This window comes from [Scytonema hofmanni] UTEX 2349 (assembly GCF_000582685.1).
In the GTDB taxonomy this organism is placed as follows: domain Bacteria; phylum Cyanobacteriota; class Cyanobacteriia; order Cyanobacteriales; family Nostocaceae; genus Hassallia; species Hassallia hofmanni.
In genome coordinates, this window is sequence record NZ_KK073768.1 from 318993 (window position 1) to 337641 (window position 18649).

At 41.3% G+C, this 18649-nt stretch carries 16 protein-coding genes; 6 read left to right on the forward strand and 10 right to left on the reverse strand.

The window, feature by feature from the left end; genetic code table 11:
- Positions 1-115 precede the first annotated feature (115 nt).
- Positions 116-445, reverse strand: a complete 330-nt coding sequence (locus TOL9009_RS0106495; protein WP_029631973.1) for a hypothetical protein — start codon at positions 443-445, stop codon at positions 116-118.
- 1188 nt (positions 446-1633) lie between these two features.
- Here TOL9009_RS0106495 and TOL9009_RS38395 point away from each other — a divergent pair.
- Positions 1634-5959 (forward strand): leucine-rich repeat domain-containing protein, encoded by a 4326-nt coding sequence (locus TOL9009_RS38395; RefSeq protein WP_084763145.1) that lies wholly within the window; start codon positions 1634-1636, stop codon positions 5957-5959.
- 561 nt (positions 5960-6520) lie between these two features.
- Here the strand turns inward: TOL9009_RS38395 and TOL9009_RS0106510 are convergent.
- The 3 genes from TOL9009_RS0106510 to TOL9009_RS0106520 all read right to left on the reverse strand — a co-directional run bounded on the left by TOL9009_RS0106510 (position 6521) and on the right by TOL9009_RS0106520 (position 8331).
- Entirely contained in the window at positions 6521-6811 is a 291-nt protein-coding gene (locus TOL9009_RS0106510) for a type II toxin-antitoxin system RelE/ParE family toxin (protein ID WP_029631976.1), read from the reverse strand.
- Positions 6808-6996, reverse strand: coding sequence for a hypothetical protein (locus TOL9009_RS0106515; protein WP_029631978.1), 189 nt, complete (start codon positions 6994-6996; stop codon positions 6808-6810). Before TOL9009_RS0106515 ends, TOL9009_RS0106510 begins: the two co-directional genes overlap by 4 nt.
- 252 nt (positions 6997-7248) lie before the next feature.
- Complete coding sequence (locus TOL9009_RS0106520; RefSeq protein ID WP_029631980.1) at positions 7249-8331, reverse strand: class I fructose-bisphosphate aldolase; 1083 nt, start codon at positions 8329-8331, stop codon at positions 7249-7251.
- 364 nt (positions 8332-8695) lie between these two features.
- On the opposite strand from TOL9009_RS0106520, the gene rfbB reads away from it, so the two are divergent.
- Both rfbB and TOL9009_RS0106535 read left to right on the forward strand, forming a co-directional pair.
- Positions 8696-9778 carry a dTDP-glucose 4,6-dehydratase gene (rfbB, locus tag TOL9009_RS0106530; protein ID WP_029631983.1) on the forward strand — a complete coding sequence of 361 codons (1083 nt, stop codon included), beginning with the start codon at positions 8696-8698 and terminating at the stop codon, positions 9776-9778.
- A 235-nt stretch (positions 9779-10013) separates the two neighbouring features.
- Complete coding sequence (locus TOL9009_RS0106535) at positions 10014-10286, forward strand: hypothetical protein (protein WP_242055068.1); 273 nt, start codon at positions 10014-10016, stop codon at positions 10284-10286.
- Between the two features lie 228 nt (positions 10287-10514).
- Here TOL9009_RS0106535 and TOL9009_RS0106540 read toward each other — a convergent pair whose 3' ends face one another.
- The 4 genes from TOL9009_RS0106540 to TOL9009_RS0106555 form a co-directional block, all read right to left on the reverse strand.
- Complete coding sequence (locus TOL9009_RS0106540; protein ID WP_029631985.1) at positions 10515-11051, reverse strand: DUF1634 domain-containing protein; 537 nt, start codon at positions 11049-11051, stop codon at positions 10515-10517.
- Position 11052: 1 nt separating this feature from the next.
- Positions 11053-11889 carry a sulfite exporter TauE/SafE family protein gene (locus TOL9009_RS0106545; protein WP_029631986.1) on the reverse strand — a complete coding sequence of 279 codons (837 nt, stop codon included), beginning with the start codon at positions 11887-11889 and terminating at the stop codon, positions 11053-11055.
- Between the two features lie 162 nt (positions 11890-12051).
- Positions 12052-12702 (reverse strand): cadmium resistance transporter, encoded by a 651-nt coding sequence (locus tag TOL9009_RS0106550; protein ID WP_029631987.1) that lies wholly within the window; start codon positions 12700-12702, stop codon positions 12052-12054.
- 270 nt (positions 12703-12972) lie between these two features.
- Positions 12973-13632 carry a cadmium resistance transporter gene (locus tag TOL9009_RS0106555; protein ID WP_029631988.1) on the reverse strand — a complete coding sequence of 220 codons (660 nt, stop codon included), beginning with the start codon at positions 13630-13632 and terminating at the stop codon, positions 12973-12975.
- 978 nt (positions 13633-14610) lie between these two features.
- Between TOL9009_RS0106555 and TOL9009_RS0106560 the strand changes: the two genes are divergently transcribed.
- Positions 14611-15264 (forward strand): hypothetical protein, encoded by a 654-nt coding sequence (locus TOL9009_RS0106560; protein WP_029631989.1) that lies wholly within the window; start codon positions 14611-14613, stop codon positions 15262-15264.
- A 432-nt stretch (positions 15265-15696) separates the two neighbouring features.
- Here the strand turns inward: TOL9009_RS0106560 and TOL9009_RS0106565 are convergent, their stop codons facing one another.
- Positions 15697-16458: a phosphatase PAP2 family protein gene (locus tag TOL9009_RS0106565; protein ID WP_029631991.1), complete on the reverse strand. Its 762-nt coding sequence runs from the start codon at positions 16456-16458 to the stop codon at positions 15697-15699.
- A 315-nt stretch (positions 16459-16773) separates the two neighbouring features.
- Between TOL9009_RS0106565 and TOL9009_RS46960 the strand changes: the two genes are divergently transcribed.
- Positions 16774-16914: a hypothetical protein gene (locus TOL9009_RS46960; protein ID WP_186227497.1), complete on the forward strand. Its 141-nt coding sequence runs from the start codon at positions 16774-16776 to the stop codon at positions 16912-16914.
- A 117-nt stretch (positions 16915-17031) separates the two neighbouring features.
- Positions 17032-17829, forward strand: coding sequence for a sulfite exporter TauE/SafE family protein (locus TOL9009_RS0106575; protein ID WP_029631993.1), 798 nt, complete (start codon positions 17032-17034; stop codon positions 17827-17829).
- Between the two features lie 137 nt (positions 17830-17966).
- Here TOL9009_RS0106575 and TOL9009_RS0106580 read toward each other — a convergent pair whose 3' ends face one another.
- The gene (locus TOL9009_RS0106580) at positions 17967-18629 is read right to left on the reverse strand and encodes a cadmium resistance transporter (RefSeq protein ID WP_029631995.1); all 663 of its coding nucleotides are present in this window, start codon (positions 18627-18629) and stop codon (positions 17967-17969) included.
- Between the last annotated feature and the right edge of the window lie 20 nt (positions 18630-18649).

Consider the following 18649-nt stretch of genomic DNA (forward strand, 5'->3'; position numbering starts at 1 on the left):
TCCCTCTCCTTACCAAGGAGAGGGAAAGATTTTAGCGTAGCTAAAAGCAAGGGTGAGGTTTTTCCGATTTGTGTGTACACTATAGCCTTGAAGCAGGATTAATTCCTACCCTTTCCTAATAATCTCCACGTTGCGCTTTATTGCGAGCGAGTTGTTGCTCAATTTCGCTACGTTCGTAATCTTCTGCACCTAAAGAGCGTTTTAGGGGGTTGTTGGTTAGTTCTGAGCCAAAACGCTTCAGCATTTCCACGGGATCTTTTTGTCTAATTCCAGTTCCCAAATCCTTGGGAATGACTTCTGCTGCACGCTTACCGCTCTCGATATAATCATTAGCGCTTTCTGCTTGAGCAGAAGCGGGTAAACTAGTTAAGAAGACTAAACCAGCTAAAAATGCGATCGCTATTGTACGACGCAATTGATTAAATATTTTGTTGAATGATAACATTGGCGAATTTCCCTCTCATTTTTAGTCCAAACGCTTGAATGTTAAGAAATTCTTGTCATGCGATCGTCTTCCTGTGGTAATGTTACATATCTATATCAAAAGTAAGGGGAAGGAGGGGAACGTAGTTCAAAGACTCATCGACGAGTATATAGCGCTTCTCGTTTGAATCAAGTACAGATTTATCTGCGTCCATCTGCGTACATCTGCGTTTCCTTAATTCTTTGATGTATTGCACCCAACTGATAACCGCTATAAAAGACTCTCCAATCTCCTTCAAAGACTCATCGACGAGTATAAAAGACTCTCCAATCTCCTTCAAAGACTCATCGACGAGTATAAAAGACTCTCCAATCTCCTTCAAAGACTCATCAACGAGTATCAAAGACTCTCCAATCTAGTTCAAAGACTCATCGACGAGTATCAAAGACTCTCCAATCTAGTTCAAAGACTCATCAACGAGTATCAAAGACTCTCCAATCTCTTTCAAAGACTCATCAACGAGTATCAAAGACTCTCCAATCTCCTTCAAAGACTCATCAACGAGTATCAAAGACTCTCCAATCTCCTTTAAAGACTCTCGCCAGATTAAATATGAAACCCTATTCTCATATTAGTCCGCGCAGGCGGACTTTGTTTGTGTAGTCGCGATTTTAATCATCGGGGCTTCTTTTATTACTCGCCAGATTAAATATGAAACCCCATTTTCATATTAGTCCGCGCAGGCGGACTTTGTTTGTGTAGCCGCGATTTTAATCGTCGGGGCTTCTTTTATTACTCTGCGTTACTCTGCGCTTACCTTTGCGCTCCTCTGCGTTGAAAAACGCTACGAATTTATGCAAAGCTGTACAAAGTAGATAAATTAAATCAAATATAAAACCACCCTTGTGTATTCCCGCCAAAAGCACAGCACCTCAAACCATAAATGATATGTTAAACTTTGTTATAGCTCAGAGAGATATTATACCAATCCCAACAACCGCCTCAGAATGAATTCTGAGGCTAATAGCTAAAGTCTTCTAAAGAAGACTGAACAACGATTTTAGTCCATTTCAATGGACTTTAGCTATTAGCCCGAAATTTATTTCAGGGCGAGCGATGGTGCTAATCGAGAATGCTGTAAGATATCAGTGATAACGCACCCTCCCCCACTCCCCCACTCCCCCCCTCCTCCCCTCCTCCTAACTACTCATGACCGAGAAAGAACTGCTACAGCTAATTGAACAAGCTGCCACAGAAGGGGCAACCGAATTAGACCTCTCTGGCAAAGACTTGACAGCTTTACCGGCATCTATTGGTAAGCTGACTCAACTCAAAAAGCTGATTCTCGGCAAATACAAATATGATCAAGACGGTGATATCGTCGGTACTATCGGGAACAACCTGAGCGTTTTACCTGCGGAAATTGGATTACTTAATCATCTGGAAGTACTTCAGGTTATTGATAATAACTTAACCAGTCTGCCACAGGAATTTGGACAACTCACCAATTTACAATCGCTCGACCTCAGCAGCAATCAACTGAGCAGTCTGCCACAGGAATTTGGACAACTCACCAATTTACAATCGCTCGACCTCAGCAGCAATCAACTGAGCAGTCTGCCACAGGAATTTGGACAACTCACCAATTTACAATCGCTCGACCTCAGCAGCAATCAACTGAGCAGTCTGCCACAGGAATTTGGACAACTCACCAATTTACAATCGCTCGACCTCAGCTTTAATCAACTGAGCAGTCTGCCACAGGAATTTGGACAACTCACCAACTTACAATCGCTCAACCTCTACTACAATGAACTGAGCAGTCTGCCACAGGAATTTGTCCAACTCACCAACTTACAATCGCTCAACCTCAGCTTTAATCAACTGAGCAGTCTGCCACAGGAAATTGTCCAACTCACCAACTTACAATCGCTCGACTTCACCAGAAATCAACTGAGCAGTCTGCCACAGGAAATTGTCCAACTCACCAACTTACAATCGCTCGACCTCAGCTTTAATCAACTGAGCAGTCTGCCACAGGAAATTGTCCAACTCACCAACTTACAAACGCTCGACTTCACCAGAAATCAACTGAGCAGTCTGCCACAGGAAATTGTCCAACTCACCAACTTACAAACGCTCGACCTCCGCTACAATGAACTGAGCAGTCTGCCACCGGAAATTGTCCAACTCACCAACTTACAAACGCTCGACCTCCGCTACAATGAACTGAGCAGTCTGCCACCGGAAATTGTCCAACTCACCAACTTACAAACGCTCAACCTCAACAGAAATAAACTGAGCAATCTGCCACCGGAAATTGTCCAACTCACCAATTTACAATCGCTCAACCTCAGCGACAATCAACTGAGCAATCTGCCACCGGAAATTGGACAACTCACCAATTTACAATCGCTCAACCTCAACAGAAATAAACTGAGCAGTCTGCCACAGGAAATTGTCCAACTCACCAATTTACAATCGCTCAACCTCAGCAGAAATAAACTGAGCAATCTGCCACCGGAAATTGGACAACTCACCAATTTACAATCGCTCAACCTCAGCGACAATCAACTGAGCAGTCTGCCACAGGAAATTGTCCAACTCACCAATTTACAATCGCTCAACCTCAGCGACAATCAACTGAGCAGTCTGCCACAGGAATTTGGACAACTCACCAATTTACAATCGCTCGACCTCAGCGACAATCAACTGAGCAGTCTGCCAGAGGAATTTGGACAACTCACCAATTTACAATCGCTCGACCTCAGCGACAATCAACTGAGCAGTCTGCCAGAGGAATTTGGACAACTCCAAAAACTCGAATATCTGGATTTGCGTAGAAACCCAATCCCCATTCCACCTGAGATTTTGGGAGCAAAGGATTTGTCTAAAAATCCTGGGGATGTAAGCGAAATTCTCGATTTCTATTTCCGAGTGCAAGATCCCAACGAAACTGAACTTATCTACGAAGCAAAATTCTTAATTATTGGTGAAGGAGGAGCCGGTAAAACTTCTTTGGCAAAGAAAATTGAAAACGAAAGCTACAAACTCCAGTCGGATGAGAAATCAACCGAAGGCATTGAGGTCATCCGCTGGGACTTCACACTCCCCAACGGAAAAGACTTTCGCGTCAATATTTGGGATTTTGGGGGACAGGAAATCTACCACCAAACCCACCAGTTTTTTCTGACAGAACGTTCCCTTTATGCTTTAGTGGCAGATAACCGCAAAGAAAACACTGACTTTTATTGGTGGTTGAAAGTTGTGGAACTGTTGAGTGACAAGAGTCCAGTTCTCATCATCAAAAACGAAAAACAAGACCGTGAGTGTGAAATAAGCGAGCGATCCTTGCGAGGAGAATTTACTAATTTAAAAGAAGTTCTGGCAACTAACTTAGACACCAATCGTGGTTTATCAGAGATAAAAGATGCCATTCAACTTTACATCAGCAACCTTCCCCACATCAATATACCTTTGCCCAAAGTCTGGGTTAGAGTCCGTTCTGCCTTAGAAAACGACTCCCGCAACTATATTAATGTAGAAGAATACTGCCAACTTTGCCGAGTCAATCATTTAACAGACCGTAAAGATATGCTACGGCTAAGTCGCTATCTCCACGACCTCGGTGTTTGTCTTCACTTCCAAGACGATCCTACACTTAAACATTACATCATCCTGAAACCGGAATGGGGAACCACTGCTGTCTACAAAGTATTAGACAATAAAACCGTCAGGCAAAATCTGGGACGTTTTACCAAAGAGAATCTTTCTGATATCTGGCAGGACAGCGAATATGCTGATATGCAAGATGAACTGCTGCAACTAATGATCCGGTTTAAACTTTGCTACCCAATTCCTTATAGTGCCGGCAACTATATTGCACCGCAACTACTCGATATCAACCAACCCGACTACATCTGGGAGAAATCCCATAATTTAATTTTGCGCTACAAATACGATTTTATGCCCAAGGGTATGCTCACCCGCTTCATTGTTGAGACACATCCTTGGATTGAACAGCAAAACCTCGTTTGGAAAAGCGGTGTTGTCCTTAACAAAGACCAAACTCGCGTCGAAGTCATTGAAGACTACAATCAAAAAGAAATTAAAATCCGTGTAGCCGGAAATCGCAAGAAAGAATTGCTCGCAGTCGTCACTCACGAACTCGACAAAATCCACAACTCTTTTGAGCGTTTGCAGTATAACACTCTAGTTCCCTGTAACTGCAAAGATTGTGAAGGCAGTCTCACACCTTATTCCTACCCTCTGGATAATTTGTATAAGCGCTTGAAAGCTGGTCGATATCAGATTGAGTGCGAGGAGAGCTATGAAAGCGTCGATGTCCGCAGGCTAATTGATGATGTCAATCTGCAACCCGTGGAAGCAGAACAAAAACTTAATTCCCCAACTTCACCCCTACAAGACGAACTGTCTAAGGCGAAAGATAATTCACTTAAAAATCAAACTACCATGAATTACCACGATTTTCAAATATTAGTTAACAAAGACAACAAAATTCGCGCTTCCTCAGAACAAGGTGACGAGTCGGGTGAATTGCGGTTGGAGATGAACAGAATTAAGCAGACATTGAAACTGATTGAACATCAAGTTAAAGATGCCGATTTACTCAAAGGACTAGGTAACGAACTCTACCAAGCACTTTTCCCCCCCAAAATTCACGGTCAATTGCGTGCTACAATAGCAGGCGCACAAGCAAATGGTTACGCTGTACGCTTGCGCTTGGTGTTTGACTCCCCAGAACTAGCCGCGCTCCCGTGGGAATTCCTCTACGATGAGGCAACCAACACCTTTTTAGCAAACAACACCCAAACCGCGCTCTCTCGTTATATTGACGTTCCCCTCCAAAAGCGCGACCTCCAAACCGCTACCCTCCCGCTGAAAATCTTGCTAGTCATCTCCAGTCCCACTGACATGCGTCCCTTGGACGTTGACACCGAAGCAAAGCTAATCCGGGAAGCACTGGAAAAACACATAGACGCTGGACTAATTGAGTTAGATGTGCTAGAAGCAGCCACCATCCGCAACATCGACCAAAAGCTGTGCGAAAAGGCTTACAATGTCTTTCACTTCATCGGTCATGGTATCTTTGAAAACAATAAAGGCTTTATTGCCCTAGTAGATAACAATGGCAAAGCCAAACTCTTAGATGATGAAAATTTCGCCAACTTCTTTTTAGGCAACCAGAAGGTGGGATTAGCTGTCCTAAATTCCTGTGAAGGTACGGGAATGTCTGACCAGCAAGTATTTGCAGGTATAGCACCAAACCTCGTGCGTCGGGGAATACCCGCAGTAGTAGCGATGCAATATCCTATCTTTGACCGCACTGCCAAGCTTTTTGCGGACAAATTTTACCGCACCCTTGCACTCGGCTACCCTGTAGACGCAGCCATCCAGACAACCCGCAATGCTATTTCTATGGAAATCGGACTCGATAAGCCTGACTTTGCCACACCAGTGCTTTATATGCGAGCTAAAGATGGTATTATCTTAAATGGTTTAAAGAGTATTTGAGCAATAAACGCCCAGTTTGCTGAGTCTGAAGAAAGCAAGTGAGCTTGCTCTGATATAGCTTGTGTCAGAAACCCCACGGCTAAAGCCGGGGGCTTCAAAAAGCCCTAATCTGACCAGACTAAGTTCTTAACTGAACTACGTTAGAGGCAAGAGTTAAAGACCTACCAAGGAATGCGTAGCTAGTTCCTTGCTCTAGAACTGAACGATTAAACAGGCTTAACGGGGTTAAACCAGTGTCGTTTGGATAGTTACCGACCTCTAACATTGTCGAAGCTCACATTACTGGAGTAGCAAGGCGATTCCCGGCATATAGGGAAGTGGATAAGTACTACTCCTCTACTTATCCAGCCCCGCAAGGGGGACTGCGATTGAAATCGCCTGCACCTTACCCCCATGCATAAATGCAGGGGTTTCCACGGCGCGAGGAATTTGATGATTAGGAAAGGCTACAAGTAAATTATAGATGCGATCGCCCGTGATTGATTACAAGTTGAGTGCGATGTCTAACGACAAGCCGCGTTGCGTCTACGCGTTTAAGTTTTTGTGGAGTGCGATCGCTATTCATTCTATACTTGGTGTAATTTCCTGTGAACCATGTATAACAGCAAGTACATCAATTTGTTCGGGTTTGATGTAATAGATAATTCGATATGAACCTTCAATGACTTCCCGAATTTGCTCTGTTTCAAACTCTGGTACAATTCGACCAGATAGAGGGAAATTCGCAACCTGCTGCGAACGTTTGGTTATACGGTCAATAATCCTGGTTGCGTACCGAGGTGAATTCTGGGCAATGTAAGTATAAATTGCAGATAGGTTTTCAACGGCTGTTTCTGTCCAAAAAACTTTCACTCTGGTAGTCCAAATTTTGCCCTAACTTCCTGTGCAGAAATTACTTTACCAGCTTGACTGTCAGCAAGTCCAGCTTCAACAACTTGCCTAACATAAATCTCATACATGAGGTCATCCCATGTTGAGTTAGCAGGTAATTTATCAATTAGCTTTCGAGCTTCTTCTTTAATATTGAGCTTTTCCATAGAGATTACAGATAATTTGCTTTTTTATATTGTAGACTCAATGGGAATCGCATTTGGGTTTTGAAGAAGTTATTGCATCTGTAAAAGAACCCCACCCGCCTGTGGCACCCTCCCCGCAAGCGGGGAGGGTTGGGGAGGGGTTCTTCATCAATTATGAGTAGATTGCCCGGACATGATATTAGTTGTTGTTTTTAATCAGGTTATCCCAAGCAGAGAAAAGGGAAAGTTTTTTATTCTTTCCCTTTTGCCCTTCTACGCTATTGTTACATCTTTCGACAAATAAACATCCTGAATCGCGTGAAACAACTTCACCCCTTCCTCAAAAGGACGTTGGAATGTCTTGCGTCCAGAAATTAAACCCGTACCACCGGCACGTTTATTAATTACAGCCGTGCGAATCGCCTCAGCAAAATCGCTTTTACCAGACGCACCACCAGAATTAATCAGTCCAGCACGTCCGCAGTAGCAATTTAATACCTGGTAACGAGTCAAATCTATAGGGTGGTCGGTTGTCAAGTCGGTGTAAACCTTTTCATTGGTTTTACCGTAACTTTCACCTGTGGCTTTAGCAACAGCACCGTAACCATCGTTAACTTCAGGTAACTTTTGTTTGATGATGTCAGCTTCAATGGTGACACCCAAATGATTCGCTTGTCCTGTCAAGTCAGCCGCAAGATGATAATCTTTGTCTTGTTTAAAAGCGTTATTACGCAGATAACACCAAAGAATTGTTACCATCCCCAACTCGTGAGCGTGTTTAAATGCGTGGCTGACTTCTTGAATTTGTCTGGTAGAATGTTCTGAACCAAAATAAATTGTCGCACCTACCGCAGCGGCGCCCAAATTCCAAGCTTGTTCGACATCACCAAACATAACTTGATCGAATTGATTGGGGAAAGTTAGCAATTCGTTGTGGTTGAGTTTGACGATAAAAGGAATTTTGTGAGCGTATTTGCGAGAAATGCTGCCCAATACTCCTAAAGTGGTAGCTACGGCATTGCATTCAGCAGCTAAAGCTAGCTTGATAATATTTTCCGAATCGAAGTAAATCGGATTAGGCGCAAAAGATGCGCCGGCAGAGTGTTCGATACCTTGGTCTACTGGTAAAATAGACAGATAACCGGTATTTCCTAAACGACCTGTAGAATATAATAGTTGCAGATTACGCAAAACTTGGGGATTGCGATCGCTATTTATCCAAACTCGATCTACAAAGTCCGGTCCTGGTAAATGCAATAAATCTGACGAAACCTTTGCCTTAAATGTCAGCAGGTTTTCTGCTTCTTTACCCAGCAACGATTCGATAGAATTAGGCGCAGATAGCGTTGAAGTCATAGTTATGCTGTAAAAACTTCTGTTTTTATGGTCGCTGTGTTTCAGCCGAAGGTGTGTCTGTCTGAAGACAGAGTATAATTATTTGGACTTTGATGCAACGCCAGTAATCACAAAGAAAAGGGTGTAGGGTATGGGGTGTGGGGTGTAGGGTATAGAAATAAAAAAATGCGCGTTCTGGATCTGTTCGCGGAGCGTCTCGTAGAGAAGCCCAGTAAAAAAAAAGATGTATTTCGAGATGCCCAGCGCAAGAAATACAGCGTCAATACTTCAAGTAAATCGTTTTTAAACGTGGGGTGCGATTCGTTCACTCAGCCATACCCTACACTCTGTGAATACTTTGCAAAAGTTAAATACAGGAGGTTTGATGAGTCGTAAGTTATTGGTGACAGGTGGTGCTGGATTTATTGGCTCGAATTTTGTCCATCACTGGTGTAAAAATTATCCAGATGATCGAGTGGTGGTGCTAGATGCACTAACTTACGCAGGAAATCGTGGTAATTTAACTTCATTGGAGGACAAAGAGAACTTTCGCTTTGTGGAAGGGGATATATGCGATCGCACTCTAGTTGACAAATTACTCCAAACCGAAAATATCGACATAATAGCCCATTTTGCCGCCGAGTCTCACGTTGACCGCTCAATTCTCGGTCCCGGTGCCTTTGTGCAAACTAATGTAGTGGGAACTTTCACTTTACTAGAAGCCTTTCGTCAACATTGGCAAACAAACGAAAAGCCTTCTACCTATCGTTTCTTACACGTTTCCACAGATGAGGTTTATGGAAGTTTAGCACCAAATGACCCAGCTTTTTGCGAAACTACACCTTATGCTCCCAATAGTCCCTATTCAGCTTCTAAAGCTGGCAGCGATCACTTAGTTCGAGCATATTACCATACTTACGGACTTCCAACAATCATTACCAATTGTTCCAATAATTACGGTTCCTATCAGTTTCCAGAAAAGTTAATTCCTCTCATGTGCATCAACATTCTGATGGGTAAAGCTTTACCAGTTTACGGTGATGGTAAAAACGTGCGAGATTGGCTTTATGTCAACGACCATTGTAGTGCAATAGAAGTAGTGATTCAGCGCGGCACACCAGGAGAAACTTATAATATCGGTGGCAATAACGAAGTCGAAAATATCAACCTTGTGCAGATGCTATGTCAATTAATGGATGAATTAGCACCTAATTTGCCGATGCATCCTTCCCAAAAGTTAATTACTTTTGTTAAAGATAGATTGGGACATGACCGAAGATATGCAATTAATAGTAATAAACTGCAAACTGAATTAGGGTGGACACCATCAGTAACAGTAGAACAAGGTTTACGTCTGACCGTTGAATGGTATCTCACTCACCGCGATTGGTGGGAACCACTTCTATCAGAAGAATATCAAACTTATTACCGCAAAAATTATCAAAATTTGCAAATTGACAAAATCTAAATATCGAGATTGCGCTATTTGCCAAATTTACAACAATAATCTGCTCAAATTGAATAAAATTAAATGCCTTCTCACTATGTGCGATCGCCACCAGGTCTGCTTACCCGAAATATTTCCACATCGAAACATTTAAAATCAATTTTCTACCTTTCCCCATATTAAAAATCTCTTTACCTTTCACCTTTTCCCCTCGGAGGTAATAGCTATAATAAAAATGATGAATGAACTTAATAATATGACTAATTCCCCTTTAACTACTTTCTTTTTGATATTGGGAATAGTTTTCCTGACAATTTCTGTTATTGGACAATCAAAATTGTTTTTTGCTGAAATTAATCCTGGCTGTTTTGGTCGATTTTTAGCTTTAATTATTGGTGTGTTCAGCTTAATGTGTGCTGTTTTTATCGGAGTATTTCCCCTGGAAACTGTTGATTTAGTCAAAAATTATTTAGCACAGCAGCTTCAACAAAATATAAGCTCCATTAACCAACTTTTACTTGGGTCATAACCAACCCAATGTGAAAGTTTAATAATATATTAATTGGGGTGCGTTAGCAAAACACAACGCACCCCTTAACTGAAGACTTATATAACTATAGGACTAGAAAAGATACGTAGGGTGCGTTAGCGACAGCGTAACGCACCATTCTTAAGGCTTTGGTGCGTTACGGCTTACGCCTAACACACCCTACAAATACTTAGATTTTTTCAAAAATCAAATATGATTCCTATAGTATTAGTAATAAGCACCTATGAGGCTGTAAGTTAGAGCCGCTAAGACGAACAAATTCACAATAATGTAAATCAAATCACGTCGGCGAACAAAAGCAAAAAGGGAAACTATCACACGAACTATGGGAATCGCAATTAATAGCAGCAGTCCAAGTTGAATAATCCCACGACTGCTACCTGAAAAAGCAGCTTCTACCACACCTCTAGGAGAGCAAAATTCAGGTGGGGTTCCGCTAAAAAACTGATATCCAGCAGGTTCAGCACCGTGGCGAATTAAATATAGAATACCGCCTAGTAAAACTACAGCGCTAGCAATGAGAACACCATATTTGAGAAGATTGCTAAGTAGATTTTCTAGTTGCTGCTCACTTGATGTTTTCGTGATGCTATTACTATCAATATCACGAGTTATTTTGTTAGCGCGTTCTGTTAACTCTTGAATATCAGAATCTGGTTCTGAATGCAAAGGTAGTGCAACTACTTCAACCTTTGACTGCACCGATGATTTCCATTCCCAGCCCGACGAATTAAATTTATACATTTTACAGCCCCCCTAATAGACTGTTGTAGACCATCTTCAAAGCCATTACCACCAGCACAAGGCTGAAGATAATTCGCAAAATCTGCGTTTTAGCACCTATTAGAACTTTTGCACCTAAAAAAGCACCAGGTAGTACCCCCAACATCACTGGCATTGACAATCCTGGATCGATGTAACCCCGTGCTAAGTAAACCCCTGCTGATGCAGCTGCTGTCACACCAATCATGAAATTGCTGGTAGTGGTGGAAACTTTGAAGGGTAGACGCATAGCTTGATCCATCGCTAATACTTTGAATCCTCCCGAACCAATGCCAAGTAAACCAGAAAGCACTCCAGCTACTAACATGATGCTAAACCCCGCTGGCACAGATTGAACTTGATAAGACATCAATCCATCAGGAGTTGGGTAAGTACCATTGAGATTCAGATGGTTTGCCAGAAAGTCAGTTGACTCAGTTTCGAGATTTTCTGGTCTAGGTTGTTGTGAAAGGTATGCTGAATAAATTAAAACGATCGCCAGCACAATGGTCAGCGCTTTGACAGAAATAAAACTAGCAATTAAAGCCCCAACTATCGCACCAATTGTTGTTGCTACCTCCAGAAACATACCCAAGCGCAAATTAGTGTAGCCTTTTTTTATATAAGTACATGCAGCACCGGAAGAAGTCGCAATTACAGACACCAGTGAAGCACCAACGGCATAGCGGATATCAACGCCAAACATTGAAGTTAATAAAGGAACAATTACTACTCCACCCCCTAACCCAGTCAGCGCACCCAGAAAACCAGCGCTAAATGACCCTATCCAAACTAGTAAAGAAAATTCTAGGATATTCAAATTTTATTTTCCTCTGTTTTAAAATGTATATAACAAGACCGAAATAGTTTTTTATGCTTTATTTAAATTTAAATGGCAGGGGGTGAAGACAAAGTATTATTGGACACAAAAAATGATTGTTTGTCACTTTCTGCACCAGCCGATGATTTTTGTGGGCAATGGTCACAAAGAAAGCGAGATTTCGCTATTAAATAAGTTTAGTAGAGTCAACGTACCACTATCTACCATAATAAAAGCACCTAATCCGATTAGGACAAAAGGCATAAACTTATTGCCGTAGCGAGTTAGAACATCTGCGATCGCTTTGTTGTGGGTTAACTTATGTGCGGCATAACACAACACTCCTACCAACAGAAAAAATACGCCTAGAATTACCAGCAGACTTTCCCAGCTACTGCTAGCAAACAAAGGCAGATAGATACTAATGTTGTCAGTACCATTAGCAACCGTGATCCCTGCCACACTGTAAACTTGCAGATTGATTAACTTGCCAAGAAACGAGTTGTTATGCGCTGTTTCTCCCTCCTCTTCCTCCGCTGCTTCAAAATTAAGCAAGCATTTGATACCGATTAATATCGGCAGTAAGCCAAATAGTCCAATCAAAGGACGCGGTATGATTAAACCGCCAAAGAAACCGGGAATACTAAGCATTATTAGTGTTGCAAAGCCTATATATTGACCTGCAACGATATGCCAGCGACGGAATGTAGCATTCACTTGTGAAAAAAACAGCGTTAGGAGAAGCATATCATCAATGTTGGTAGCACTGAAGGCTGTTACCCCTGTGAAGAGTGCAGTAACTAACTCGTTCATATTAATTTTTGATGCGTGAATTTTACGGAAATAGGACTTACGCACTCAGCCTTTGAAAAAACAAGACTTTGAGATTGCAACCGAAGCGTCGATTGGGACGGAAATACGTAGTCCATGCGTAAGTCCTAGGAAAGTCTCAACGTCGGCTTTAAGAGCGCTCAGAACATTTCAAGATGGATGCGTGGATGTGGGAAGTCAAAAGTCAAGAACTATTTTGAATGCGTGAATTTTGAATTGGTGTGTAAAGGACTTCCCTAAAAGTTGAAAATTTTACATTCCAAAACCAGGCAAAAGTTGGTACGTTCCACTTTTAATTAGGATGGAAAGTCCCAAGTAGATTAATACAAACGGAAAAATTTTCCGACCATAGCGAGCTAGAAGGGGAGTCATGAGCGGATTACGAGTCATGTGGTAAGAGAGGAAGCACCACAGTCCAATAGTCAAATAGCAAACACACACAATGATCCCCAAACTATGGAGATTGCTACTAGCAAACAACGGTACGTAGATTCCAATGTTGTTTGCTCCATTTGCAATGGTGACAGCGGAAACGCGGTAGGTTTGGCGATCGCGTATAGTTGCCCATAGTGATTGATTACGGTGCTGAAGTTTATCAGAAGAATTTAAAACTGACACAGTTTGCACCGATCCCTCTTCTTCTCGACTCATTAAATTACTGATCCCAATCGCGATGGGAAGCAAACCTAGCAATCCAATCCAGGCATCTGGAACAATTAAACCCCCAAAGAAACCAGGGAGACTCGCAAAAACTAATGCAGTGAATCCAAGAAATTCACCGAGAACAATATGCTTGGGACGAAAGGTGCGATTGACTTTTCCGAAAAAGGCAGTCAAGTATAAATTGTCATCAAAAGTTGTTGCAAAAGCCGCAGAAATCCCAATAAATAATGTACTAATTAGCCAACTCATGATGGTTACTTACAATGATTAAATGCTGTTTTTCCTAATTTTCTCTGCTTCTCAATGTGAGGATCAATCAGAAGCGGTGCGACTGGCAAATTGGTTGATGTTCATACTGACAAAAACTAGCCCAATTAAACCAATCAGAAAACTTAGCCAGATCCCTTTGACAAATATAGCCAACGATTAAGCCGATATTTGATGCTCTTGTTTTTCGTAATTGTAATAACAGGGAAAGGTTCAACTAGAACTTCTGGTAAATATTGGTCATTCGGCTTAAAGCCGTGTGTACTAGGTAGATGCAATTTGATTTTCCTTTTACAAAAAATGTAGTGAAAAATGACGCATGTATTGATTGTGTTACATGCAATTCATAGATAGATCCAAGGCAGAAACTTTCTTCTATTCAATTTCTGACTTTTACTTGGATTTATTATAAATCTATCTAAAGAATCATTTTTCTCATTATTTCTATTTATCAAGACAGATTCATCCTACATGATATGTTTTTTATAATCAAGTATTGGTAAAAAAAATTTAGTTTTTTCCAAATATATAGTTAATCTACCCAAGTTACATCGGAATACTGACTATTAAATAATAGTTAATCCCCCCAAGTTACATCGGAATACTGACTATTAAATTGAGTCAAGTTTCAATAGTTATTTATTCTTGAAAGCAGTAGCAAATACTACTTTTGTAAAAATATGATTTAGGTAGTGCAAACTCATGCCATCGCCTGGATTGATTATATAGAAGCTATTTGAGCTAATAAGAATAACATTAATAGAACAGTATAAAAGGAAAATTTTGATTTTGTTTGTGCGAAACTTGCAAAAATAAAGCTCAAATGGTAAGGTGAAACATGAATTGTTAAGTAGCAAAAAAGCATTCTTGACAAAAATTCGGTTTTGATAGCCTCCATGATGTCGAGAATTATGTAGGACATTTAAAAGCTGTAATTTATAGAATTAGGGGCAAAGAATCATGAAAAATTTCAAATACATTTTGATTGTGGTGCTAGTTTTAGTAAATCTAATGTTTGCTCCACCATCATTAGCAGATGCGCCAAAATTTACCAAAAATCCTGACTACATCGCACTAACTAAAGAGATTAGTCAGTTGCAGACTCTTAAAGAAGCACATGCGGCTGTAGAAGGTTTCACAACTGAGGAAATTGATCAGAAAATCAATGAGTTAGAATTTCAAAAATATGCCTTTGAGTCAGGCATTAACTGGGGGCAATGTCGTAATGAGACAGGAAAAACTTTAGCTATTTATGGACCAGAACCAAATCTGGACGAAGATGAATACTCCTCCGGAGCTTCACTGTATTTTTTAGCTGATGGTAAGACAACAAAAGATAAATGGGATTGCAAAGGAGTTTTTCTCCCCAGCGATATCAAAGCTGTTGCCCTCATTCCTGGTGGACAAAATCAAGACTTGATTGGTGGTGTTGTCGTCAAAGTTCCCAATGGAACTAACTTAGTATTGAAGACAAATGTAGATACCGGGGCAATTGAATTCAATCAAGCTGGTACTCAAGTATTGAAACCAGGTGAAGTAAACTGGTTTATCCCGAATGTGTCGCAAGCGATCGTAGATACACGAATCACCAATGCACCTACTAATAAGGGATAGTGGTTAGTGGTTAGTGGGCATGGGGCATAGGGCATGGAAAGAATTGTATTTATTCACCGGGAAAGGCAGAGGGCAGAAGGCAGGAGGCAGAAGGAATGTATAAGTGTCCTCTGCCCACGACTGAAAGGAGTAAGGGTCTGAAGCCCCTCCCAAATGCAACGATATTGGGAGCCTCCAATTGGGAGGGGTCACAATCCCCTCCCAATTGGTTCCTTCTGCCCTCAGCACGAATGCCTTCTGCCTTCTTGAAGCACTTGCTTTATTGAACTTCTTTAATTCTCACTGCGAGCGTGCCCATTGCTCCATGCCCAACAACCAAAAACTCAGGACTTACGCAAAAACTCTCTCAAACTCTTATTCCTCTGTGTTCTCTGCGTCCTCTGCGGTTCGTTTTTTGGTCATCTTGCGTAAGTCCTACAACTATCGAAATCGCTATAACTGTGTTTCTTCCGGAAGTAATGATGTTTCCTGTACTGTTGGTTTGTTCACATCGGTTGCTTTAGTCAAATGTGGTTTGATAATCAGATTTACCCCAATTGCCCAGGCTAATGCAACCATCCATCCTGCAAGAATATCACTAGGAAAGTGAACGCCAAGGTAAAGTCGCGTCCAGCCGATCGCAACAACGAATAAACTACCGAAAATCAAAACTAACCAGCGCAACTGGCTATTCCAAGCCAAAACTACCAAAACTGCTATTAGTGTCATACTCGTCATCGCATGACCACTAGGAAAAGCATAACTGAGTTCATGAACGCTTGACTGCCACAAGTCAGGACGGACTCTATGCATGAATTCCTTAACTGTGCGGTTGATGAACGCGCTTCCTAATACGGTGGTGAGTACATAAGCTAGCGATCGCCAACGCTTCAATAACAATAACACCAGTGCGATCGCACTAAAAATCGGTATTGCAGTCCAAAACGACCCAAACTTAGTTAGTGACAGTGCAAAAATATCTAACTGGGGCTGTGCTGTTTTGTGAATTGCCATCAATATCGGCACATCCCACGGAAACCCACCTTCATGTTGCCATACTTGTAAGGCAAGTAACCCAAAGATTTGCAAAGGTAAATAAATCCCGATAAATAAAATTAGCAAAGAACGCCAACGAGCAATCAACAGTTTTTTGATAAAGCTCAAAGGCGATTTTTGTTGTTGGCGATCGCTTTTGACGTCTTCTAATTTTTCCATCTTAAATATGTCCTTGGACTGAGGTAAACAATTCTTAGATGCGTTTCAACTCATCATGCAGAAAAAGTTGGGTTTTTTGCATGGCATTTGATTACATTTATTTTAAAACTATCTTCAAAATTTATATATAACGTAACACTCCATTACCAATAAAGAATTTAGTATTTTTTGTTACTAGGCTTAACCTAGTATCTAGTTTCACAGCATGTTTCATCCATGTAGTTGGGTAATCTACAACACTGGGGACTAGACGTTTGCTTATGATTATGATTAAAATACGGTAAGTCAGTAGGATTTTAGTGTTTTACTTGTAAAATGCTAGAAAAGTCAGCAGGAGAAGCATCCCATTGGCAGTTAAAACCTGCTCAACAAGGGAAAAATGCGATGGGCGAAGCCCCGCCTTCGGCGATCGCGCTAAAAAACTCACTCCAACGGCTTTTTTGGTCAGGATCTTAAATCCCCAAAGCCTTCGCTAAATAACCTTTGTGTTTCTCATCCAATTAGAAACACAAAAATTTGTGGTGTTTATATTACCACAGTTGAAAACCCCCATTTTGGATATTGGATAGGAGTATGAACTATTTATTACTACCACTGTTAAGCTTCTTTGTTGGCATCATCGTTGGTTTAACAGGAATTGGCGGAGCATCTCTCATCACCCCAATGTTGATTTTTGTATTCCAAGTTCCGCCTTCGGTGGCTGTTAGTTCTGATGTCGTGGCTGCGACACTAATGAAGATGGTTGGCAGTATCAAGCACTATCAACAGAAAACCCTTGACATGCAAGTTGTCCAATGGCTGGCATTTGGAAGTGTCCCAGGATCGCTGTTTGGGGTGGGGATTTTGCACTTAATTAGGCGTAATGGTGGATCTAGCCTGGATTATATTTTACTGCGCTTGCTTGGGGTGATGATTCTGTTAGTCACCGTCTTAGCACTCGTACAATTGCTACTTTTGACTTTTTTCCCCAAGTTTACGCTACCCGAACTGCCAAAGTTTGACTTAAAAACTAACTTAGGTCGTTTTCTGACGATGACAATAGGAGCAGTTTTAGGCTGTTTGGTCGGTTTAACTAGTGTTTCTTCCGGTTCAATGTTTGCACTGGTATTGATTGGCTTTTTTCGCCTTGATGCTCGTAAATTGGTGGGTACAGACATTTCACAAGCCGCGATTTTATTGTTTTTTACCTCCCTCGGACACCTCACTTTGGGAACAGTTAATTGGAGTCTGGTAGTACCGATTTGGATAGGCTCAGTTCCAGGAGTATTACTAGGCGCTAAAATCTGTCAAATCGCGCCTCAACGCCCACTTCGGTTTATCATTTACACAATATTGATGATGGTTAGTTGGAAGTTAGTTTATCAAGGGTAATGGATATTGGATAGTTGATAGTGGATGGTGGATAGTGGATGGTGGATGGTGGATGGTGGGTAGTTGTTATGAGTACTTTTTTACAACCAACAACCAACAACCAACAACCAACAACCAACAACCAACAACCCAAAATGTTAGGCTTTCACCCACGGTAATAGATTGAATGTACCTCTTTCATACATGATAAAAAGTCCCAAACAAATTAAGATATAGGGGACAAGAAAGTTACCGTAGCGAGTTAAAATATCAGCAATGGTAGGATGAAGTGTTAATAGGTAAGCAATCAAGCCCCAAACCCCTACCATGACAAAAAATACACTCAAAATCACTCCCAGACTGGCAAAATTATGACCAGCGAATAAGGGAATATAAATACTGATATTATCACCACCATTGGCAATGGTTACTGCCGCTACTTTATATGTATTAGGATGCAAAAGACTCAATATAAAAGATATTATGGGGTTTCTGTATGAAGACTGCTTGAAATCACTGGTTACTGTCTGAATTTCTGTAGTTTCTTCTTGCTGATTCAGCAGTTGCTTAAGACCAATTACTATTGGTAGTATGCCGAGTAATCCAATTAATTCTCGCCGCACTACCAAACCACCGAAAAATCCTGGTAAGCTAGCGATGATGATGGCAACAAAACCAAGGTATTGACCAAAAAAGATATGTCGGCGACGAAAGTCAGCATTTATCTGTGAAAAAAATAGCAGCAGGATTACCATGTCATCGATATTAGTGGCAAAGAAGGCGATTATCCCTTCTATAAAAGCTGTCCTAAGCTGATTCATGCTGGATTGTCGGAAAATGT